The 20,648-nt window shown below is 71.5% G+C and carries 18 protein-coding genes; 12 read left to right on the top strand and 6 right to left on the bottom strand.

Annotation, left to right across the window (positions count from 1 at the left end):
- The first annotated feature begins 15 nt into the window (after nucleotides 1-15).
- Nucleotides 16-4,662, top strand: a complete 4,647-nt coding sequence (locus tag K8640_RS27710) for an AAA domain-containing protein (RefSeq protein WP_223749801.1) — start codon at nucleotides 16-18, stop codon at nucleotides 4,660-4,662.
- Nucleotides 4,663-4,671: 9 nt separating this feature from the next.
- Here the strand turns inward: K8640_RS27710 and K8640_RS27705 are convergent, their stop codons facing one another.
- Nucleotides 4,672-5,256: a Uma2 family endonuclease gene (locus K8640_RS27705; protein ID WP_141333526.1), complete on the bottom strand. Its 585-nt coding sequence runs from the start codon at nucleotides 5,254-5,256 to the stop codon at nucleotides 4,672-4,674.
- Nucleotides 5,257-5,437: 181 nt separating this feature from the next.
- On the opposite strand from K8640_RS27705, the gene K8640_RS27700 reads away from it, so the two are divergent.
- The 9 genes from K8640_RS27700 (at nucleotide 5,438) to K8640_RS27660 (ending at nucleotide 17,046) form a co-directional block, all read left to right on the top strand.
- Nucleotides 5,438-8,281 (top strand): TonB-dependent receptor domain-containing protein, encoded by a 2,844-nt coding sequence (locus K8640_RS27700; protein WP_223749800.1) that lies wholly within the window; start codon nucleotides 5,438-5,440, stop codon nucleotides 8,279-8,281.
- Nucleotides 8,281-8,745, top strand: coding sequence for a GNAT family N-acetyltransferase (locus K8640_RS27695; RefSeq protein WP_223749799.1), 465 nt, complete (start codon nucleotides 8,281-8,283; stop codon nucleotides 8,743-8,745). The genes K8640_RS27700 and K8640_RS27695 overlap by 1 nt, the downstream gene beginning before the upstream one ends.
- 150 nt (nucleotides 8,746-8,895) lie before the next feature.
- Entirely contained in the window at nucleotides 8,896-10,116 is a 1,221-nt protein-coding gene (locus tag K8640_RS27690) for a nitronate monooxygenase family protein (protein WP_223749798.1), read from the top strand.
- A gap of 102 nt (nucleotides 10,117-10,218) precedes the next feature.
- On the top strand, nucleotides 10,219-10,629 hold the full coding sequence (locus K8640_RS27685) for a hypothetical protein (protein WP_223749797.1): 411 nt from the start codon (nucleotides 10,219-10,221) through the stop codon (nucleotides 10,627-10,629).
- Between the two features lie 778 nt (nucleotides 10,630-11,407).
- A complete protein-coding gene (locus K8640_RS27680; protein WP_223749796.1) occupies nucleotides 11,408-13,723 on the top strand; it encodes a hypothetical protein in 2,316 nt (771 codons plus the stop codon).
- Between the two features lie 58 nt (nucleotides 13,724-13,781).
- Nucleotides 13,782-14,168: a lactoylglutathione lyase gene (gene gloA / locus K8640_RS27675; RefSeq protein WP_223749795.1), complete on the top strand. Its 387-nt coding sequence runs from the start codon at nucleotides 13,782-13,784 to the stop codon at nucleotides 14,166-14,168.
- Between the two features lie 129 nt (nucleotides 14,169-14,297).
- Complete coding sequence (nudC, locus tag K8640_RS27670) at nucleotides 14,298-15,137, top strand: NAD(+) diphosphatase (protein WP_223749794.1); 840 nt, start codon at nucleotides 14,298-14,300, stop codon at nucleotides 15,135-15,137.
- A gap of 74 nt (nucleotides 15,138-15,211) precedes the next feature.
- Nucleotides 15,212-16,156: an oxygenase MpaB family protein gene (locus K8640_RS27665; RefSeq protein WP_223749793.1), complete on the top strand. Its 945-nt coding sequence runs from the start codon at nucleotides 15,212-15,214 to the stop codon at nucleotides 16,154-16,156.
- Nucleotides 16,157-16,353: 197 nt separating this feature from the next.
- Nucleotides 16,354-17,046 (top strand): radical SAM protein, encoded by a 693-nt coding sequence (locus tag K8640_RS27660; RefSeq protein ID WP_046710670.1) that lies wholly within the window; start codon nucleotides 16,354-16,356, stop codon nucleotides 17,044-17,046.
- Nucleotides 17,047-17,055: 9 nt separating this feature from the next.
- Here K8640_RS27660 and K8640_RS27655 read toward each other — a convergent pair whose 3' ends face one another.
- Both K8640_RS27655 and K8640_RS27650 read right to left on the bottom strand, forming a co-directional pair.
- A complete protein-coding gene (locus K8640_RS27655) occupies nucleotides 17,056-17,469 on the bottom strand; it encodes a B-box zinc finger protein (protein ID WP_223749792.1) in 414 nt (137 codons plus the stop codon).
- Nucleotides 17,470-17,478: 9 nt separating this feature from the next.
- On the bottom strand, nucleotides 17,479-17,760 hold the full coding sequence (locus tag K8640_RS27650) for a hypothetical protein (protein ID WP_046710668.1): 282 nt from the start codon (nucleotides 17,758-17,760) through the stop codon (nucleotides 17,479-17,481).
- Between the two features lie 87 nt (nucleotides 17,761-17,847).
- On the opposite strand from K8640_RS27650, the gene K8640_RS27645 reads away from it, so the two are divergent.
- Nucleotides 17,848-18,156: a hypothetical protein gene (locus tag K8640_RS27645; RefSeq protein ID WP_223749791.1), complete on the top strand. Its 309-nt coding sequence runs from the start codon at nucleotides 17,848-17,850 to the stop codon at nucleotides 18,154-18,156.
- 4 nt (nucleotides 18,157-18,160) lie between these two features.
- Here K8640_RS27645 and K8640_RS27640 read toward each other — a convergent pair whose 3' ends face one another.
- The 3 genes from K8640_RS27640 to K8640_RS27630 form a co-directional block, all read right to left on the bottom strand.
- Nucleotides 18,161-18,535, bottom strand: coding sequence for a hypothetical protein (locus K8640_RS27640; protein ID WP_141333091.1), 375 nt, complete (start codon nucleotides 18,533-18,535; stop codon nucleotides 18,161-18,163).
- A 171-nt stretch (nucleotides 18,536-18,706) separates the two neighbouring features.
- Nucleotides 18,707-18,961 carry a GIY-YIG nuclease family protein gene (locus K8640_RS27635; RefSeq protein ID WP_141333092.1) on the bottom strand — a complete coding sequence of 85 codons (255 nt, stop codon included), beginning with the start codon at nucleotides 18,959-18,961 and terminating at the stop codon, nucleotides 18,707-18,709.
- Between the two features lie 81 nt (nucleotides 18,962-19,042).
- A complete protein-coding gene (locus K8640_RS27630) occupies nucleotides 19,043-19,270 on the bottom strand; it encodes a hypothetical protein (RefSeq protein ID WP_370640400.1) in 228 nt (75 codons plus the stop codon).
- 236 nt (nucleotides 19,271-19,506) lie between these two features.
- On the opposite strand from K8640_RS27630, the gene K8640_RS27625 reads away from it, so the two are divergent.
- Entirely contained in the window at nucleotides 19,507-20,526 is a 1,020-nt protein-coding gene (locus K8640_RS27625) for an alpha/beta fold hydrolase (RefSeq protein ID WP_223749885.1), read from the top strand.
- Nucleotides 20,527-20,648: the final 122 nt, after the last annotated feature.

Raw genomic sequence — 20,648 nt, 5'->3', positions numbered from 1 at the left:
CGAGAGGTACCGCCCGTGTCGTCCGAGCCCCGCAACCGCGTCCTCGAGAAGATGCTCGAGCGCCTCTACGCCGCGCTCGCCTCCGGCCCCAGCCTCAACTGCCGCCCCCACCACAGCCGCCAGCGCCTGGACCTGGCCACGCTGACCCGACTCGACGGCACCTCACCTCACGCCGTGCTGGCCGCGCTCCTCGGGGACAAGGCCACGGTCCGGCTCGCCGTGAAGCCTCCTGTGTCGAAGGGACGTCTGGCCGCGCCCGGCGGCGCCTCGGCTCGCCTGGCCGCCGACGCTCGCGACGAGAACTCGGCCCCGCCTCGTGCGGCGAGCATCTCGACGCGCCACGAGGACAACACCCGCGACGAGAACCCCGCCGCTCCTCGTGCGGCGAGCACCTCGACGCGCCACGAGGACAACACCCGCGACGAGCCCACCACCCCCGTGGCGGATGATGCGATTGCGCTCGCCGCATCCTCCCGGCCCGAAGGCGAGGTGAGCATCGAGCGCGACGCCCCAGCGCTCATCCGCGACGAGCGCGCCTTCGAGGACGAAGCCAGCGACGACCGCCCGTCCCCCACCCGCGCCGAGGAGGAGCAACAGGCCCTCCTTCGCAAGCTCGCCGCCATCGTCGAGGACGCGCGCATCTTCGAGCAGGACACCGGCGCGCACGTCCTCCACGTCGGCTTCCCGCTGCTGCAGCTCCCCCCGGGCCCCAAGGACAAGCGCGGCTTCGGCACCCGGCGCATCCTCGCCCCCATCGCCTTCGTCCCCGTGCGCATCACCCTCAAGAAGGGGCGCACCCCGTCCGTGGAGCTCGAGGGCGCCGAGGAAGGGGTCGACCGCGTCGCCCCCAACACCGCCCTGCTCGCCTGGCTGGAACAGCAGACCGGCCAGCGCTTCGGCGAGCTCTTCGCCGACGAGACCGGCGAGGACCCGTGGCGCGAGGTCAACGAGCTGGTCGCCCTCGTCTCCAAGTCGCTGGAGCTGCCCGCCCCCGAGCCCTTCACGGCCCAGACGGCCCTGTCCGCCGTGCCCCGTCCGGACGAGGACGCCGCCACGCAGGCCGCCATCCTCCCGAGCGCCGTGCTCGGCCTGTACCCGCTGTCCAACCAGAGCCTCGTGGACGACATGCGCGCCCTCGTGGACGGCGAGCCCCTCTCCGGCCCCATCGAGAGCTTCCTGCGCGTGGACGTGTCACTCGACCAGCCCGCCCACCCAGGCGGCGGAGAGCGCAACCTGGAGGGACTCAAGCGCGCCGAGGACGAGCGGCTCGTCACCATCGCGGACCCCTGCCAGGCCCGCGCCGTGCGCCTGGCGCGCAGTAGCCGGGGGCTCGTCATCCACGGCCCGCCGGGCACCGGAAAATCCCAGACCATCGCCAACGCCATCGGAGACCATCTCGCCCGGGGTGAACGGGTGCTGTTCGTCTGCGACAAGCGCACCGCGCTCGACGTGGTGAAGCACCGCCTGGACCACCTGGGCCTCGGCGACCTGTGCGCCGTCGTGCACGACGCCCAGCGAGACCAGCGCGACCTCTACATGGGCATCCGCGAGCAGCTCGACACGCTGGCGGAGACCCGCACCGACGCCGCCGTCCCTCGCGAGCTGTCCCGCGTGGACACGGAACTCCAGACGCTCCACGACGAGCTCACCACCGCCGAGCACGCCCTCTCCGCGCGCCCCGAAGACGGCTCCGCCCCGTCCTTCCACGAGCTGGTGGGCCAGTGGCTCGCCCTCGAGTCCCCCGAGGCGCTCACGCCCGCCACCGCGTCACTCACCTCCGCGCGCCTCGCCGACGTCACCGCTCGCGAGCGCGAGGCACGCGAGGTGTTCGAGCGCGCCCTCAAGGAGAGCTACCCGGACAACCCCTGGCGCGAAGCCCTGGGCATCGACCTGGCCACCTACCTCGCCACGCCCCTCACCACCTGGCGCGAGCGACTCGGCGCCACCGTCGAGGCGGCCCGTGATGCGGACGCGCTCACCTCGCCGGACATCCCAGCCTTCGGCGCGGAGCCGGAAGCCGAGGGGCTCGCGCGCGCCCACTTCGCCGAACAGCTCGCCCCCGTGTTGGAGACCACGAACCCGGAGTCCCTCGCCCGCTGGGCCGCGGCCTCACCGGACACGGTGCGGACCGCGAAGGCCCAGCTCGAAAGCCTCTCCCCTCAAGTCCAGGTGCTCTCCGAGGGCCCGCTCGACACCGAGCTCGCGCTGATTCACCGCGAGCAGCCGCAGGCCCTGGGTGCGCTGTCCACCGCGCTCGCCACGCTGGGCGCGTACCTGGGCATCGCCCGCAAGTGGTACGCGTTCTTCTGCTTCGCCCGGAAGGCCGGCGCACGAAAGGTGCTCCAGCAGTTCGGCCTCACCCTGGGCTCGGCCACCGCCGAGCGCGTCCGTCATTTCCTCACTGGCGCCCGCGCTCGCGCGCTCCTGGGCGAGTTCCACCGCGCCACCCTCGTCCCCACCTCCGCGAGCCTGCCCGATGAGACGCTCGCCCGAGATTTGCGCGCCCACGCCGCGCTCTTCGAGGTCCTCGGTGCGCTGGACTCGACGCCGCACCTCGCCTCGTGCCGGGACGCCGTGCGACGGGCCCTGACGACGGACGCCGCGACACGCGCCGCGCTGCTGACAGGGCTGCGACGCTCCGCCGCCCGGGGCGCGGCCGTAGCGAGGCTGGAGCAGCGGCTCGCCGAGACAGGGCTGTGCTCCTCCGAGTGGCTCACCCTCCGCGTGCACGAACTGCGCGCCGGCGCCCTGCTCACTCCCGTCGCCACCGCGCTCCAGTCACGTCTGTCCACGGTGGAGGGGATGCTGCGTCTGCGCTCGCTCCTGTCGGGCATGCCCCCGGCGTTGGCGGCCTCGGTCGAGTCGCTCGCCCGCCTGGGCACGGACGCGCGGACGGGCTGGACGGCCGTGCTCAAGGCCACGCTCGCCGCCGAGGCGACCTCGCGCCTTCGCGAGGACTCCACCCTCCAGCACGTCGACGCCGAGCGCACCCAGGCCACCCAGGCGCGCTACCGCGTGCTCGAGGAGAAGAAGCGCGGCCTCGTGCGCGACGCCATCCTCCACCAGTGGACGCAGCGCCAGCGTGAGCGGCTGCTCGCGGCCAACGGCGGTCGACTCAACAGCCAGGGCGCGGAGCTGCGCCGACGCCTCATGTTGCGCGGAGAGCGCGCCATGCGCGTGCGACAGGTCATCGCCACCGGCCTGGACATCGACGGCGGAGACCCGCTCTTCGACGCCCGACCCGTGTGGATGGCCAGTCCCCAGACGGTGGCGCAAATCTTCCCGCGCCGCCCCATCTTCGACGTCGTCATCTTCGACGAGTCCTCGCAGTGCCGACTGGAGGAGGCCCTGCCCGTGCTCACGCGCGCCAGGCGCGTCGTCATCGCCGGAGACCCGAAGCAGCTCCCTCCCACGCGCTTCTTCGAGTCCGCCGTGGTCCAGAGCCAGCAGGACGCCGAGGCCGAGACCGAACAGGGCCTCTTCGAGGAGCAGCAGTCCGAGGTGGAGGACCTGCTCTCCGCCGCCCTCAACCTGGACATCGACCAGTGCTACCTCGACGTGCACTACCGCTCGCGCGACGCGGACCTCATCGCCTTCAGCAACGAGCACTTCTACGACAAGCGCCTCCAGGCCATCCCCGCCCACCCCTCGCACCGCGCGCCGCACGCGGCCCTGCGCCTGCTCCCCGTGGGCGGCACCTATGAGAAGCGCGTCAACCAGGTCGAGGCCCGTGCCGTGGGCCAGCTCGTGAAGGAGCTGCTCGCCCGGCCCGAGCCCCCATCCATCGGCATCGCCTGCTTCAACCTCTCCCAGCGCGACGCCATCACCGATGTGCTCGACGAACTCGCCGCTGAGGACGCCACCTTCTCCGCACGACTCGCCACCGCGCGCACCCGCCGGGGTGCCGGCTCCTTCGAGGGCCTCTTCGTGAAGAACCTGGAGAACGTCCAGGGCGACGAGCGCGACCACCTCATCATCAGCACCACCTACGGCCCGGACCGACAGGGCCACTTCTACCGCCGCTTCGGACCGCTCGGCAGCGCGGGCGGTGGCCGGCGCCTCAACGTGCTCGTCACCCGCGCACGCCAGCAGGTGCACCTGGTCACCTCCATCCCTCGCGACGCGTACACCGCCCTGCCCCCCGTGGAGCCCGGCCGGCAGCCCAACGGCGGCTGGCTGCTCTTCGCCTACCTCCAGTTCGCCGAGTCCCTCTCCCAGCCCCAGCGCCCCACCACGCCCGAGGCCGCCCCCCGGGAGCTCGTCGTCCACGAGCGCGAGACCGACGCGGGCTCCACCTTCGCCCGCGCGCTGGCCCACCACCTGGCCCGCCGCCACCAGGTCTCCTCCGACGTGCACTGGGGCAACGACGGCTTCTGTGTGGACGTGGCCCTGCACCACCCCACCTCGCCCGGCGACGTCACCGTGGGCCTCTTGTGCGACGGCACCCGCTACCCCAAGGCCGCGGACCGCGTGGAGTGGGACCTGTTCCGCACCGGCGTGCTCGAGGGCCAGGGCTGGAAGCTCGTGCGGCTCTGGACGCCCCACTTCTTCCGTGACCCGGAGGGCGCCACCACCCAGGTGCTCCAGCGCGTGGGCGAGGTGCTCATGCGCCAGCCCGCCCCGCTCACCGTGGACACACCCGACAAGCGCGCCCTGCACTGAGCACCCGGCTCAGGGCGACCCGGGCTTCACCTCCGCAGTCAGCCACAGGTCGCCCAGCGCCAGCTCCAGCGCCTCGAAGGGCTCGGCCCGCACCCGCTCGTCTCCCGAGTAGGTGCCGAGCTCGACCCACCGCGCCCCGTCCCGTCGGAACACCTCCAGCGTGCGCGCCTTCGGGTCCACCAGCCACACGTGGCCCACACCCTCGCGCGCGTAGATGCGCTTCTTCTTCACCCGGTCCAACGGCGCCGTGGAGGGAGAGAGCACCTCACAGACCCAGTCCGGCGCGAGCGTGAAATACGGCACGTCCGGGATTTCCGGCATCCGCTCCCTTCGCCAGGCCGCCAGGTCGGGCACCAGCACGTCCTTGCGGAAGTGCAGCTCGGGCTCCACGAGGAACCACCACCCACCGGGCCCGCCTCGTCCCCGCTCGAAGGGACCATAGAGCTCGCCATACAAACCCGAGTTGGCCTTCGCATGCGGACTCGCCGGCCGGGGCATCACGATGAGCTCCCCGTCGACTATCTGCCCGACCACATGCTCCGGCAGTGCGAGCAGGTCCTCGTACGTCGCCGGTCGCTTCGGTCCTTCTCCCATCGCCTTGCTCCTCTCACCGCCCGCACCCCACCCCTCCAACATCCGCGCCGCCTCCCCGAAGTGGAACCCCACCCCATACCGCGTGTCCACTCATTCCTACTTCATGGGTCTGACATCTGAACCCCCACCCAAAAGCCCCCATGGACCTCCCATTCCATAGAGGGAAGAATGTCGCCGCCCCATGGTTCCCTCACGCTCTGGCCTGCTCGTCCTGTCGCTCCTGCTCCTGTCCTCCCCTTCGTGGGCGGACAACAACGCCGACGAGGCGGATATCGCCTTCGAGCTGGGCAATGACGCCTACGCCAAGGGGCAGTACACCGAGGCGCTGCGCTCGTACTTCACCAGCTACCGGCTGGTGCCCAACCGCAACGTGCTCTTCAACATCGCCCGCTGCTTCGAGGCGCTGGGCAAGTTCAACGAGGCGTACCGCTACTACAACGACCTGCTCACCGAGGACCTGCCCACCGAGGACGCCTCGGAGGTCTCCCGCTCGCTGGACCGGCTGCGCCCCAAGGTCGCGCTGGTGAAGGTCACCACCGTGCCCAAGGGCGCGGACGTCTACGTGGACCGCATGGACCTGGGCAGCCGGGGCCGCTCGCCGCAGACGCTCGCGCTGTCGCCGGGCCGGCACAAAATCATGGTGAAGAAGGACGGCTACCGTCCCACCGAGGCCACCGTCACCGTGGCGCGCGGCAAGGAGACGGAGCAGACCTTCGACCTGTTCCTCATCACCGGCGGCGTGGAGCTCACCGGCACCCCCGAGGGCGCCGAGGTGCGTGACGCCCCCAACGGCCCCGTCATCACCAAGCTGCCCGGCCGCGCCCGCCTGCCTCCCGGCCAGCGCATCCTCTACGTGCGCGCGCCCGGCTACGCCCCCGGCCAGTACGTGGTGGACGTGCCCGCCGACGGCAGCGTGCCGCTCTCCGTGTCACTGCGCGTGCAGGACCGCCCCTCGGGCCGGCTCGTCGTCACCGCCAACCGCGACGGCGCCACCGTGCGCGTGGACGGCCAGCCCGCGGGCTTCACGCCCACCGTCGTCACCCTCCCCGAGGGCGAGCACCAGCTGGAGGTCGAGAGCCGCGAGGTGCGCCCCCTGCGCCAGAAGGTGACGGTCATCGCCGACCAGGAGGTGAAGGTCCACGCGGAGCTGAGGTACGCGCCCCCGCCCGTGCGCGCCGCGTCCAAGAGCCTGGTCGCCGTCGACGACGCGCCCGCCTCCACCACGGTGCTCACCCAGGAGGAGCTGCGCGCGTTCGGCTGGCGCACGCTCGCCGAGGCGCTGTCCGGCGTGCGCGGCTTCTTCCTCACCGACGACCGCACGTACACCTATCTGGGCGTGCGCGGCTTCTCGCCCCCGGGCGACCTCAACACGCGCATCAGCATCCTCTGGGACGGCCACCCCATGAACGACGTGTGGGCCGGCCAGGGCTTCGCCGCGCACGACTTCAACGTGGACCTGCTCGAAATCGAGCGCATCGAGGTGGTGCGCGGCCCGGGCAGCTCGCTCTACGGCACCGGCGCCTTCTTCGGCGTCATCAACGTGGTGCCCCGCGAGTCGCTCGGCCAGGACAAGCACCTGGAGGTGACGGGCGCCGTGGGCGCGCTGGGCACCACGCGTGGACACGCCACGGCGGCGTGGGCGAACGGCAACCGCTCCATCCTGGTGAGCGCCGCGGCCCTGACGGCCTCGGGCGCGGACACCACGCGGCTGCTCGCCGACCAGGAGTACCTGGTCACCGGCCTGGACGCGGAGCGCGCCGCCACCGGCTCCATGCGCGCGCGCGTGGGCGACTTCGCCTTCCAGGCCATGCTCAACGTGCGCTCCAAGGAGCTGCCCACCGCCCCCTACGGCACCGTCCCCGGCACGGAGGGCAACCGCGTGAAGGACCTGCGCTTCTTCGCGGAGGGGCGCTACGAGCACGAGTTCTCGGAGAACTTCAGCCTGTCCGCGCGCGGCTCGTTCGACCTGAGCCGCTACGACGGCATATACGTGTACCAGGAGTCGGCCGGCGGCCCGCGCGAGGAGACCGGCGACGCGGACTGGGTCAACGCGGAGCTGCGCGCGCGGGTGGGGCTGTTCGAGGGCAACCGGCTCACCCTCGGCGTGGAGGCCCAGGGCCAATTGGGCGTGCGGCAGTCGACGAACCCCGGCCCCATCCTCGAGACCAAGACGCGCACCATCCTGTCCGCGTACCTGCTCGACGAGTGGAAGCTGCACCCCCGGCTGAGCCTGTCGGCGGGCCTGCGCCTGGACAAGTACACGGACGTGGACGAGACCCCCATCACGCCTCGCGTGGCGCTCATCGCCCGCCCCTACGACGCGGGCCTCACCAAGCTGGTGGCCGGTAACGCCTTCCGCGCGCCCACCATCTACGAGCTGCACTACGCGGACGGCATCACCCAGGCCGCGCCGGAAGCGCTGGACCCGGAGACCATCACCACCTTCGAGCTGGAGCACGGCCACGATTTGACGGACGAGCTGCGGCTCACCGTGGCCGGCTACCACAACCGCATCTCCAACCTGGTTCGGCTGCAGGAGGAGGCCAACCCCTCCGGCCAGTGCGGCACCAGCACCCAGTGCCTCGTGTTCGGCAACGACAGCGGCACCACGCTGGCGTGGGGCGCGGAGGCGGGCGTGCACTGGCAGCCGGGTCGCTACCTGCTGGTGGACATGAGCTACTCGTACGTGCGGCTGCGCAACGCCTCGGACGAGGTGGCCGCCGCGGCCCCCGCGCACCTGGTCTCCGGTCGCCTGCTGATGCCCATCGGCGGCGGCGACATGCGGCTGGCCACCCAAGCCACCTACCAGAGCGCGCGCCCCACCGGAGAGGGCGGCGCCGACAGCGGCGAGGCGCTGCTCATCAGCTTCGGCCTCTCCGGTGACTACGGCCCGCTGCGCTACTTCGCCGGCGTCCACAACCTGCTCGACACCAGCTATCGGATTCCGGTGTCGGACGAGAATTCCATCGCGCCGGTGCCCCAGTACGGTCGCACCTTCACCCTGCAGCTGACCGGGACGTTCTGATGAGCGCGTCCGGCGCCGCGCCGTCCGAGCTCGCGCTCGACTTCATCCAACCCGGCCACGCGCTGTATGCCGGGGAGCTGGAGCTGCGCTTCCGGGTGCTGCGCGAGCCGCTCGGCTACACGCGCGAGCAGGTGACGTTCCCCTTCGAGGACACAAGCCTCCATCTGGTGGCGCACGTGGGCGGACAGGTGCTCGGCTGTGTCCTCTTCCATCCCGAGGACCCGCGGGGTGGCCGGCTGTTCCAGATGGCCGTGACGCCCGAGCTCCAGGGTCAGCGGCTGGGCGCACGACTGGTCCGGACGTTGGAGGCGGAGCTCGTGCGGCGAGGCCTCACCCAGGTCCACCTGCATGCCCGACAGGCGGTCGTCCCCTTCTACGAACGGCTGGGTTATTCCACGTACGCGGAAGCGTTCCTGGAAGTCGGCATTCCACATCGGCACATGCGGAAGTCACTCGGGACGTAGGCGCGGGAGCGTTGCTCACCAGCGGACACCGGCGCATGTCGTCGAGCATCCGGGCGGACCATCGCCGTGTCGCCCCCTGACCTCAACAACCGGGGGATGCTGGTAACCTTTCCAGCGCGGTCAGCGAGCCAGCGACATCGAGGAGAGACGATGAACGGAACGAACGACGGACGCGGCGCGCCCCCTTCCCATCGGGCCGGCCCCTCGGGAGCTCCCAGAGACAGCGAGCTGGAGGACGAGGGCCTCGCCTCCGACGCGGAGGCCGAGCGCGCGCCTCGCCGCCCCATCCAGGTGATGGAGGACAACACGCTGCACACGCGGCTGACGAAGGACCTGGGGGTGCACTACCCCTTCGTCAGCGCGGGCATGGCCTTCGTGGCGCTGCCGCCGCTGGTCATCGCGGTGTCGGAAGCAGGTGGCATCGGCATGCTGGGCTCGGCGCCCGAGCCCGCTCCGTTCCTGCGCGCTCGCATCCAGGCCATCCGCGCCGGCACCCAGCGGCCCTTCGGCGTGGACTTCATCCTGGACCATGCGCGGGCCGGGGACCTCACCACGCGCGAGCACATCGACACGTGCATCAGCGAGCGTGTCCCCGTGGTCGCGTTCCACTGGGCCCTGCCTCCGGCCGCGTGGGTGAAGGACTTGAGGGCCGCGGGCATCCGCGTCTGGGTGCAGGCGGGCTCGGTGGAGTTCGCGAAGGACGCGCTGGCGCTCGGCGTGGACGGGCTCATCGCGCAGGGGCGACAGGCGGCGGGCTACAACCGGGGGACCACGCCCACGTTGAAGCTGGTGCGGGAGCTGCGCGCGTTGACGAGCGAGCTGCCCCTGTTGGCCGCGGGAGGCATCGCGGACGCGCTGAGCGCGGCGCGCGCGATGTATCACGGCGCGGACGGCGTCTGGGTGGGCACGCGCATGGTGGCCTCCGTGGAGGCGTACGCGCATCCGGGCTACAAGCAGCGCCTGGTGGACGGGGACGCGCGCGACTCGGACTTCACCACGCTCTTCGGTCCGGAGTGGAGCGGCCCGAGGCAGCGGGTGCTGCGCAACCGCGTGGTGCGCGAGTGGGCGGGCCGGGAGGCGAAGGCGCCGACGCAGACGCAGGACACCATCGGCACGACGCGGCTGTTCCCGGGGCTCGCGGGTGGTGACGCGCTGTACACGATGCCGCGCTTCAGCGCCTTCGTGCCCACGCCCGACACGCAGGGGGATTTGGAGGAGATGGTGCTGCCCGCCAGCGGCTCCAGCATGGCGCGCATCGAGAGCGTGCAGCCCGCCGGGCAGATCGTGGTGGAGATGATGGAGGGGGCGCACCGGCTGCTCGCGAACCCGTACGAGCTGGAAGCGGACACCGACGAGAACGACCGCTCCTGAGGCCGGACGGACGGCGCTCCGCCCGCCTGGTCTCGGGCGGAGGATTCGGGTGATGCGGCCGTGGGAGTTGGAGTAGGAACCCACCGACGACGGGTGGGCTCCATGACGATGACGAAGACGCAGGCGCACTGGCGACGCGTGGCACTCTCGGGATGGCTCGGGCTCGCGCTGTGCGGCGGCGTGGTGGTGGCGCGGGCGGTGACTTCGGAGGTGAGGGCCCCCTCGCGGCGCCTGTCCCCGGAGGAGCGCGAGCTGCTGGGCAGGATGGCCGCGGAGGCCGAGCCCCACTGGCGGCGGCGCTCGATGCACTCGTTCCCCGGCGACCACTGGTCCCAGGATGACGACTTCGGCGCCTCCGAGCGCGGCTGGGTGATGAGCGAGGCGCGACGGCGCGATGTGCCCGTCACGGACGTGTTCGACGCCATCGACACGGAGCTGCGCGCCTCGTCGCCCGTGACGGCGCCTCGCAAGGCCACCGCGAGCCCGTGCAAGCCACGGCCGTTCTACGACTGATGCGCGGCGAGACCTCTCACCTCGCGTGGTCCGCGCGTGCCTCGCGCGACGGCGGCGCTCGCGAGCGGGCGGATGAGGAGTGCGCTCCGACGCAAGGGGGCTTCCGGCGCGTGACGTCGCCCGGGGCAACCGGAGCGCTTGGCCTCGCCGGTTGCTCACTGCAACCACGGTGGGCAGCGACAGTCGCTGACCTCCCGATGCCACGGGCGAGCCTCCCACACGAGGCGTCGCCCGGGACGGACGGAGCGCATCGCCCCGCCGACTCCTCACTGGCTCCTTGGTGGGAGCCGCTGGCCGATGCGCTCTCGCCGATGCGCGGGAGCACCTCACACGTGACGTCGTGTGGAGCCGATGAAGCGCTCCGTCCTACCGCTTCCTCACTGCATTCTGGGTGGGCGGCGACGGCCGATGTTCACTCGCCGATGCGCGGAAGTACCTCGCGCGTGACGCCGCCCGGAGCCGATGAAGCGCTCCGTCCCACCGCTTCCTCACTGAATTCTGGGTGGGAGCCGCTGGCCGATGCGCTCTCGCCGATGCACGGGAGCACCTCACACGTGACGTCGTACGGAGCCGATGAAGCGCTCTGCCCCACCGCTTCCCCACTGCATTCTGGATGGGCGGCGACGGTCGATGTTCACTCCCCGATGCGCGGAAGCACCTCGCGCGTGACGCCGCCCGGAGCCGATGAAGCGCTCCGCCCCACCGCTTCCTCACTCCATCCTCGACGGATGCGAGCCACCTCTCCCGCTCTCGCGCTCCACGGCGCGCCCCTTCGCGCATGACGACCTCGTCCCACGGATTGCTCCGCGCCGTGCACCGCGCCGCCTCGCTCACCAGCGTGCGCCTGGCCCTCTTCGGCGTCATCGCGCTCATCGCGTGCTGGCGGCCCCTGTCCGTCGCCGGCGGGCTGAACGACTTCCGCGACTCGCACCTGCTCGACTCGTACGAGGACGCGGGCACCCGCAGCGTGACGAACTACGGACAGCTCCCGCTGTGGAACCCCTGGTCCTGCGGCGGGCAGTACGCGCTCGGCAGTCCGCAGACGCGCGTCTTCGCGCCCACCGTGCTGGTGTCCTCGCTCATCGGTCCGCGCCGCGCGGAGCCCGTGCTGCTGTGGATGTTCCTCGTGCTCGGCATGGAGGGCTTCTTCCACTACGCCCGACGACGCGTGGGCTCCGCGGCAGGCGCGCTCGGCGCCGCGCCCCTCTTCGGGTTGATGGGCTTCACCGCGCTGTCCTGGTCCATCGGCTGGCTCAACTTCGCGGGCTTCCTCCTGCTGCCGTGGCTGCTCGTCGGCACCCGCCGCGCCGTCGAGGGCAGACTGTCCGGCGCCGCGCTCGTGGCCGCCGTCTTCTCCCTGCTGCTCGCCTTCGGCGGCACCTACCCGGTGCCCATGGGTGCCCTCTTCGTCGTCCTCGAGACGGGCCGCTCGCTCTACACCCTTCGCGGCGCGCCCCGCCGCCTCCAGGCCCTGTGGTCCCTGGGCGCCACCGCGTGCTTCACGCTGGCCGCCTGCGCCTTCCGCCTGTGGCCCATCCTCGAGACGATGCGCTCCTCGCCGCGCGTCATGGCCGGCACGCCGGGCAACGACCTCACGCCCCTCGTGAAGATGCTGCTCGAGCTGCCGGCACGCTCCGGCTACAGCGATACCGGCAACTTCTACTTCGCCCCCGCCGCGCTCGCGCTCGCGCTGCCGGCCCTCGCCTTCGCGTGGCGGCGCGCGCTGTACCCCGCCATCGTCGCCGGCCTCTGCGCGTGGATGGCCGCGGGCTACGCGGCGTCACCGTCCCTGTTCGCGGGCCTGCGCACGCTGCCCATCTTCGAGACGTTCCGCTACCCCGAGCGCTTCCTCGTCCCCACCTGCTTCTTCCTCGCCGAATTGGCCGCGCTGGGCCTCGCCGTCCTGCTGGCGCGCACGTGGCGCTCGCCCGCGCGGTGGACCTGGGCCGCGGCGGCCGCGTGCGCGGTGGCCCTGGCGAGCTGGGGGCTCCAGCTTCGCGCCTTCGACAACCTCTCCCACTGGGCGCAGATGATTCCGCAGCCCGTCGAGAAGGAGCAGCCCTTCGCGCAGGCGCGCGGCAACCGCTGGTCCCAAGGCCACCTGCTCGCGCTCAACCGAGGCTCCATCGCCTGCGGTGAAGCGTGGCCCGTGCCCATGTCCTCCAAGCTGCGCGGCGACCTGAACCAGGAGGAGTACCTGGAGGAGCCCGGCTCCGGCACCGCGCGCCGCGTGGAGTGGACGCCCAACCGCGTCACCGTGGACGTGGAGGCCACGCGGCCCACCGTGCTGCTGGTCAACCAGAACTGGCACCCCGGCTGGAAGTCCTCACAGGGCGAGGTCGTCTCGCGCGACGGGCTGCTCGGCGTGCGCGTGCCCGAGGGTCGCCATCAGGTGGTGCTGAGCTTCCTGCCCCGCTCGGGGCTCGGCGGCACCCTGGTGTCCGTGCTCGCGTGGGTGGGGCTCGGCTTCCTGTTGTGGCGCGAGCGTCGGGGACAGCGGCTGTCCTGGCCCGCGACGGTGAGCGTGGCCCTGGTGCCCCTCGTCGCGTGGGGCGCCGTGGCCACCGCCTGGAGCGAGCCCGTGGCGAAGCCGGACCCGCGCAACCAGGATGGCTCTCCGCTGACGGTGGCGCAGCTGCCCGCGAAGGCCACGCCCATCAACGCACGCTTCGGTGTGCCCGTGGAGCTGGTGGCCGCGGAGATTCCCGAGGAGCCCGACGCGGAGGGCATCGCGTCCATGGTGCTGAACTGGCGCGTGACGGGGCCGGTGCCGCGCTCGGTGGGCATCTTCGTGCACATCGTCGCGGCGGACGGTCGTCGACTCGGCGCGGACCACGACGTGGTGGGCGGCACCTGGTTCTTCACCGACGCACCCAGGGACACGCTGCTGCGCGACGCGTTCTCCGTGTCCACGCGCGGCTGGCCCCAGGGCGAGTGGACGGTGCTGGTGGGGCTGTGGCACGCGGGCGGCGACCAGTCGCGCGTGCCCCTGCTCGAGGCGCCGGGACGGCCGATGTCCGATGGCCGGGTGGCCGTGGGGACGTTCACCGTTCCACGGAAGGTCCGGGCCAACGAGTCCTCCGTGAACCCATAGTCCGAGTGCCGACAGCCCGCGCGAGACGCGCGGCGCCCGGGGCGTTATGAAGCGCGGCATGCGAATCCTGCACACCATGTTGCGCGTGGGGAACCTGGAGAAGTCGCTCGACTTCTACACCCGGATCATCGGCATGACGCTCCTGCGCCGCCGTGACTACCCCGATGGGAAGTTCACCCTGGCCTTCGTCGGCTTCGGCCCCGAGGACACGCATCCCGCGCTGGAGCTCACCCACAACTGGGGCGTGGAGAAGTACGAGCTGGGCACGGCCTACGGCCACGTGGCCCTGGGCGTGAAGGACATCCGCAAGACGTGCGACGCCATCCGCGAGGCCGGCGGCAAGGTCGTCCGCGAGCCGGGGCCGATGAAGCACGGCACCACCGTCATCGCCTTCGTCGAGGACCCGGACGGCTACCGCGTCGAGCTCATCGAGCAGGGCACCTGAAAGCCCCCGTCCCCACGCGAGGGAGGGCTGACGTGACGTCCCAGCCCCCGCGCCACGAACCCGTGAAGCCACCCGGGGCCCCCGGAACGAGTCCTGCGTGCGTGGGCCCGGCCCATTAAGCTGCCCCCCGTGAGCCCCACCCCCATCTTCCTCCCCAGCCACGAGCCGCCCGCGCGTCCTCGCGACAACGCGCTGCTCTTCCTCGCGCGCGGCATGGAGCTGCTCATCTCCGAGCGCGATGGCGCCATCGTCCTGCCCACCGGCGCGGCGTTCCCCGACGTCGTCCCGGCGGCGCACTACCTGGGCACGCTGGACGGCGTGGACTGCTACACCGCGCCGCTTCCCCGGGACTTCACGCCGCCCGAGGGCACCACGCTGGTGCCCGCCCGCGCGCTCTACAAGCGGCTGGACGAGGTGCGCTTCGCCATCGCGGGGCGCGCGCTCGCCATCTCCGAGTGGGACGTGCAGCACCGCTTCTGCGGACGCTGCGGCCAGCCCACGCAGCTCGTCTCCGGGGAGCGCGCCCGCAGGTGCCCGGTGGACAACACTCCGTTCTATCCGCGCATCTCCCCCGCGATGATTGTCCTCGTCACCCGGGGCGACACGATGCTGCTCGCGCGCAACTCCACCCTGCCGGAGCCCATGTTCAGCACGCTCGCGGGCTTCGTGGACGCCGGTGAGTCGCTGGAGGAGTGCGTCGCGCGCGAGGTGAAGGAGGAGGTCGGCATCGAGGTGAAGAACATCCGCTACTTCGGCTCGCAGCCCTGGCCCTTCGGGCGCTCGCTGATGGTGGGCTTCACCGCCGAGTACGCGGGCGGCGACATCCAGGTCGACGGCAAGGAGATCGCCGAGGCCCACTGGTTCCACCCGGACAACCTGCCCCGCGTCCCGCCGCGCCTGAGCATCGCCCGACACCTCATCGACGCCTTCGTCGAGCGCGTGAAGGCCCGCCCTCCCACCGGTCGGTGAGCCCGCGAGTGCCAACAAGCGGGCGCCACGGGCATTCGGTACAGTGCCCGCCAGCTCTCGCAGGAGGGACCCGGATGAAGCGCTTCGCGCTGCGCGACCGAACCGACCGCCTGGACGCGGTGACGCAGTACGAGGACATCGTCCGCATCCTCGCCACCCAGGAGTTCCCCTGGGACATCACCCAGGCGCTCAGCTTCGCGCTGTTCCGCACCTACGCGGTGCCGAGCATCGGCGTGCTGCTGCACGACACCGGCGAGTTCACCGCGCGCCCCCAGAAGCGCTACGACGACACCGTGCTCATCCTCGACGCCATCCTCGAGCACGGCATGGCCAGCACCGCGGGGCGCGCGGCCCTGCGCCGGATGAACCAGATGCACGGCGCCTATGACATCTCCAACGACGACATGCGCTACGTGCTGTCCACCTTCGTCGTCACGCCCGTGCGCTGGCTCGCGGAGTTCGGCTGGAGGGCGCTGACGCCCCACGAGGTGACGGCGTGGACGCACTACTACCGCGCCATGGGTCGCCACATGGGCATCCAGGACATCCCCGGGACGTACGAGGACTTCGTCACCCTCCTGGACGACTACGAGGCGAAGCACTTCGCCTTCGACACGCGCAGCCGCGCCGTCGCCGACGCCACGCTGGAGCTGCTCACCACCTTCCCTCCGTCGAACCTCGCGCCCAAGCCGCTCGTCACGCTTTTCGCGCGCACGCTCATGGAGGATGCGCTGCTGGACGCCTTCCACTACCCGCGCCCGTCCTCGCTCAGCCGGAAGCTGTTCCGCTCCGCGCTGTGGCTGCGCGGCCGGTTCGTGCGCTACGCGCTGTCGCCTCGCGAGACGCCGCTGTTCGGGCGCGAGGGCTCCAACCTGCGCACCTACCCCCAGGGCTTCGACGTCGAGAAGCTGGGCACCTTCCCCAAGGGCTGCCCCGTGCATCACCACCGCCCGGCCGCCGCCACCCCCACCGCGGAGCCCGAGGCCGCTCCGCCCCGTCAGGGCACCGCCAGCACCTGAAGGCCTGGGCGCGCCCGGGCGTCCGGACAGCCGCAAGTCCTCCAGATTGCTCGGGGTTCCCGCCCCCTGGCGTCCTGGGGCCGGGCGGGGAATCCGGTGGCGCGGTCGGGGCGTTGGCTCGGGATTGGGGAGAGCGGCTTGACCTCGTGGGCTGACTGGGGTTGAAGCGCCGCTCCCCCCAGTCTCACGAAGAAGCCATGCCCGCCGCGCGTCCGCACATCGAGCCCCGTCTGGTCCCCACCGCCGACTCCGTGGTGGTGAAGGAGATCTACCTCTCCCTCCAGGGCGAGTCCTCGCACGCGGGCCTGCTGTGCGCCTTCGTCCGCCTCACCGGCTGCCACCTGCGCTGCACGTACTGCGACAGCGAGTTCGCCTTCCACGGCGGCACGCGCATGAAGAACGCGGACGTGGTGGAGCAGGTGAAGGCCCTGCGCACGCCGCGCGTGGAGGTGACGGGCGGCGAGCCGCTCTTGCAGCCCGGCGTGTATCCGCTGATGCAGTCGATGCTCGACGCGGGGCTCATCGTGCTGCTGGAGACCAGCGGCGCCATCGACGTGCGCCTGGTCCCTCCGGCGGTGCACAAGATCGTCGACATGAAGACGCCGTCCTCGGGCGAGTGCGCGCGCAACGACTTGCGCAACTTCACGTCGATGAACGCCAACGACGAGGTGAAGTTCGTCATCGGCTCCCGCGAGGACTACGAGTGGTCCAAGGCGCTCATCGCCGAGCACCGCCTCACCGAGAAGCCCTTCTCGCTGCTGTTCTCCACCGTGTTCGGCAAGCTGCACCCGCGCGAGCTGGCGGAGTGGACCATCGAGGACCGGCTCTCCGTCCGCTTCCAGCTCCAGATGCACAAGTACATGTGGGACCCGAACGAGCGCGGCGTCTGACGACGGGCCTCACCTGTCGATGGCGAGGAACAGGAACATCGCCACCCAGACGAGCACCAGCAGGAGCGTCAGCCCCCCCAGCACCCAGCCGACGCGCGCGGGCCACTTCCCCCGGACGGGGCTTTCGGCCCTGCGGATGCGCCCGATCTCACGCAGCCCCAGCACCAGGGCGCCCGCGCCCGCCACCAGCGTCGGCAGGGGAATCCCCAGCGAGCACGGCAGGAGCACAAGCCCCGCCACGCCCAACCCCAGCGCACCCCAGGCCACGCGCGACGCGGGCCCGTCCATGCGCAGCCGCGCCCGGCACGGCTCGCACACGGAGCCCTCCGGGACCAGCTCCACGCACTCGGCACACAGGAAGGTGCCGCAGCGCGCGCAGGTGGCGACCGCGGGCTCTTCCGGATGAAGGCCGCAGCGCGCCACGGCGGAGCGTCAGAAGCCCGGCGGAGGGAAGCGGATGGGCGGCGGCGCGAGCGCATGCGCGCCCAGCCCCAGGAACACCGCCGCCAGCGCCGCACACGACACGAAGCCGGCGACGATGAAGCCCTTGTGGCGGTGCTCGAACTGGCTGAACGCGTAGAAGAACACGTAGCAGGGGATGAGCAGCACCATCACCCCCGTGCCCACGCTGCGACGGAAGGCGTGGACGAGGAGGAAGGCGGCGCACACCAGCGCGACGAGACTGAACAGGAGGGCGAGCGGGAGCAGCGGCACGCCCCTCCCTTAACACGTTCCCCCCTGGCCCGCGCGCCGTGCACATACTAAGCACGGCCCGCCGTCCTCCTTCCGAGGTGCTTGCCCATGAACGCCGCCAAGACGCTGCTCAACTTCGTCCTGCTGGGAACGCTGCTGGGCGTCCTCGTGGCGTCCTGGGTGGGCCCCAACTACCTGGGCTGGTACAACGAGACGCCGCTGGCCAGCCAGACGATGTGCAACCTGCCCGAGGTGATTCGCAACGTCACCACGGACCTCATCCACTACCAGACCATCGGCGCCGGCGTGGGCGCCTTCATCTTCCTGGTGCTGGGCGTGCTCTTCGTCATGCGCGCCAACCGCAAGGCCCGGGACACGGGCGCTCCGCCCCCGGCCGCCCCCCAGACGGCCCCCTGAAGCACTACGGCACCCGCACCAGCACCGACGGCGCCGTGCCGAGCAAGCCGCCGCCCTCGTTGTCCACCACGTTGACCTGCAGCAGGAAGTGCTTGGGCCCATCCACGTCCGGCGCCGTCCACGTGGGGGCGCGCGCGTGAGGGTCACTGAACCGGCCCGCGGGCTCCGCGGGCGACTGCGTCCAGTAGTACTCCATGCCGTCCCCGTCCGGGTCCTTCACCTCGAACAGCATCTGCACCACCTCGCCCGGCGCCACCGTCTTCGGGCTGGGGATGGGCCCGGCGGTGACCTCGGGGGAGTGGTTCACCACCATCCCGCAACCGGTACCCAGGGCGGAGATGACCAACGCGAGGAAGACTCCCGAACGAGACCGAAGCATGACCGACCCCTGCTGTGAGGAATGACTGCACGGTAACGCGTGGGCCGGGTTTCGTGTATCGGCATCCGGAACGGAAAAGACCCGGATTCCGGGATGAAAACACATGCGCGGAGAAAGGCTCACCGAGCAACAGACATCCCCGCTCCGAGGTATGACGTCGAGCCGCCGCCTTCAGCGCGGGCGGCGCCTTGCGGGTGGACGGGCCGCCTCCACCATCAGCAGCTTGTCGCCCCGGGACAGGCGCTTGATGGCGGCCTCCCGCCGCAGGGCCGCGCTCCGGTCCTCGGCCGCCTCGCTCCAGACGAGCGTCACCGGCAGCCGCGCCCGCGTGTAGGCCGCGCCCCGCCCCCGACCATGGGTGGCCACCCGGCGCTCCAGGTTGTTGGTGGCGCCGGTGTAGAGCGAGCCATCACGGCAGCGCAGCATGTAGACAGTCCAGCGGGGGGCGTCGTCCGGCACGGGGGGCGCCACTGTAGCGCCACGCCGCGCCCGGCGCGCCCCCGGACGTCAGGTGGGCAGGCGCCCCTTGCCCCCACGCCGCAGGGTCAGCTTCGGCAACCTCAGCCGGAAGCGCTGCCGCTCCGGAGGAGGCTCGCCCACCCTCGCCATGACCGCCGACACCGGGGCCAGCGGATCTCCCCGCCACGCCGCCAGGATGTGCTGCTCGCTCACCAACCCCATCAGCCCGCCCCCCTCCCCCACCACGCCCAACAGCTGTACCTGGTGCCGCTCCATCACCCTCAGGGCACGCAGGAGGGTGTCTGTGGGAAAAACGGTGGCGATGAAGGATGACAATGCTTCCTTGATTGCCCGGTTTTGCCGCATCCAGTTTCCTCCGAACGGATATGCCTACATCTCCTTGCAACCCCCCTGCCGACAGGGGTGACTGCCCAGGATTGGACACGGCAACGAGCCCTGGACCGGCGTAGAGTAGGGGTGTGACACGTAGACAGGCGGCGCGGCTGGGGCGGATGGCGGACCTCTTCTCGCGGACGATGACGCGCGGAAAAGAGGGGCTGCTGACGCTGACGTTCCGCCCGGACGAGCTTTATCGGGTGCCCACGGACGACGGCGCGGCCATCTCGTTGGGGCGCTACCACGCCCGAGGGGAGCGCCGGCACGCCGAGCCCGTCATCCTCTGCCACGGGCTGGGCGCCAACCGCTTCCACCTGGACTTCGACGAGCAGTACAGCCTGGCCCGCTACCTGGCCCGCTCGGGGTTCGAGACGTGGGTGATGGAGCTGCGCGGCCGGGGGCTGGCGGGCGACTGCTCGGACTTCACGTTCGATGATCAGGCCGAGCACGACGTGCGCACCGCGCTGCGCACCGTGGTCTCCACCGGTTCCAAGGAAGTACTCTGGGTGGGGCATTCCAAGGGCGGGCTGATGCTCTACGCCCACCTGGCGCGAAATCCGCAAGCGCCGGTGCGCGCGGCGGCCATCCTCGGCAGCCCCTTCACCTTCGCGGTGCAGCCGGGGCTGCGCACCTTCATCCAGAAGGTGGAGCCGCTCCTGCGGCTGAAGGTCATCCCCACCGGCCGCGTCACCAGCATCGCGCTGCTCGGCGCGCCGCCGGGCCCGCTGAGCCGGTACATGATGCTGGCGGAGAACATGGAGCCGGACGTGGTGCGGCGCGCGCTGGCCAACGTGCCCGCGAACATCTCCGGCGGCGTGGGGCGCCAGTTCGCCCGGTGGATTTCGACCAACCGCTTCACCACCTACGACGGCGGCTTCGACTACCGCGAGGCTTTGTCGAACGTGCGCATCCCCTTCCTGCTGCTTGCGGGGAGCAAGGACCTGCTCGCCCCGCCCATGTCGGTGGCGCGGGCGAAGGAGGCCCTGGGCGGCCCGGTGAAGTTCCTCGTCGCCGGGCGGGGGCACGGCTTCGGCGCGGACTACGGGCACGCGGACCTGGTGCTGGGCCGCCGCGCCCCGGATGAAATCTTCCCCCTGGTGGAGGCGTTCCTCTCCGCGCACGCCACCCGGCCGTGAGCCGGCCGACGTGAGGGCCTGGGCCCGGGTTGTCCCCTCCTCGGCCGCGTGCTACCCCGCTGAGCCTCTCCCCCATGAGTCTGTCCCCCCGCCTCCCACGCCCCGCCCCGCTGGCCGCCGCC

The organism is Myxococcus sp. XM-1-1-1 (assembly GCF_020037095.1).
GTDB lineage: Bacteria > Myxococcota > Myxococcia > Myxococcales > Myxococcaceae > Myxococcus > Myxococcus fulvus.
This window is presented reverse-complemented; position numbering and strand designations above follow the sequence as displayed.

Coding starts and splice junctions, on each gene's coding strand:
- K8640_RS27705 (WP_141333526.1), bottom strand. CDS start 5,256: ATGGGAGAAGGACCGAAGCGACCGGCGACGTACGAGGACCTGCTCGCA.
- K8640_RS27700 (WP_223749800.1), top strand. CDS start 5,438: ATGGTTCCCTCACGCTCTGGCCTGCTCGTCCTGTCGCTCCTGCTCCTG.
- K8640_RS27695 (WP_223749799.1), top strand. CDS start 8,281: ATGAGCGCGTCCGGCGCCGCGCCGTCCGAGCTCGCGCTCGACTTCATC.
- K8640_RS27690 (WP_223749798.1), top strand. CDS start 8,896: ATGAACGGAACGAACGACGGACGCGGCGCGCCCCCTTCCCATCGGGCC.
- K8640_RS27685 (WP_223749797.1), top strand. CDS start 10,219: ATGACGATGACGAAGACGCAGGCGCACTGGCGACGCGTGGCACTCTCG.
- K8640_RS27680 (WP_223749796.1), top strand. CDS start 11,408: ATGACGACCTCGTCCCACGGATTGCTCCGCGCCGTGCACCGCGCCGCC.
- gloA (WP_223749795.1), top strand. CDS start 13,782: ATGCGAATCCTGCACACCATGTTGCGCGTGGGGAACCTGGAGAAGTCG.
- K8640_RS27665 (WP_223749793.1), top strand. CDS start 15,212: ATGAAGCGCTTCGCGCTGCGCGACCGAACCGACCGCCTGGACGCGGTG.
- K8640_RS27660 (WP_046710670.1), top strand. CDS start 16,354: ATGCCCGCCGCGCGTCCGCACATCGAGCCCCGTCTGGTCCCCACCGCC.
- K8640_RS27645 (WP_223749791.1), top strand. CDS start 17,848: ATGAACGCCGCCAAGACGCTGCTCAACTTCGTCCTGCTGGGAACGCTG.
- K8640_RS27640 (WP_141333091.1), bottom strand. CDS start 18,535: ATGCTTCGGTCTCGTTCGGGAGTCTTCCTCGCGTTGGTCATCTCCGCC.
- K8640_RS27635 (WP_141333092.1), bottom strand. CDS start 18,961: ATGCTGCGCTGCCGTGATGGCTCGCTCTACACCGGCGCCACCAACAAC.
- K8640_RS27630 (WP_370640400.1), bottom strand. CDS start 19,270: ATGGAGCGGCACCAGGTACAGCTGTTGGGCGTGGTGGGGGAGGGGGGC.
- K8640_RS27625 (WP_223749885.1), top strand. CDS start 19,507: ATGGCGGACCTCTTCTCGCGGACGATGACGCGCGGAAAAGAGGGGCTG.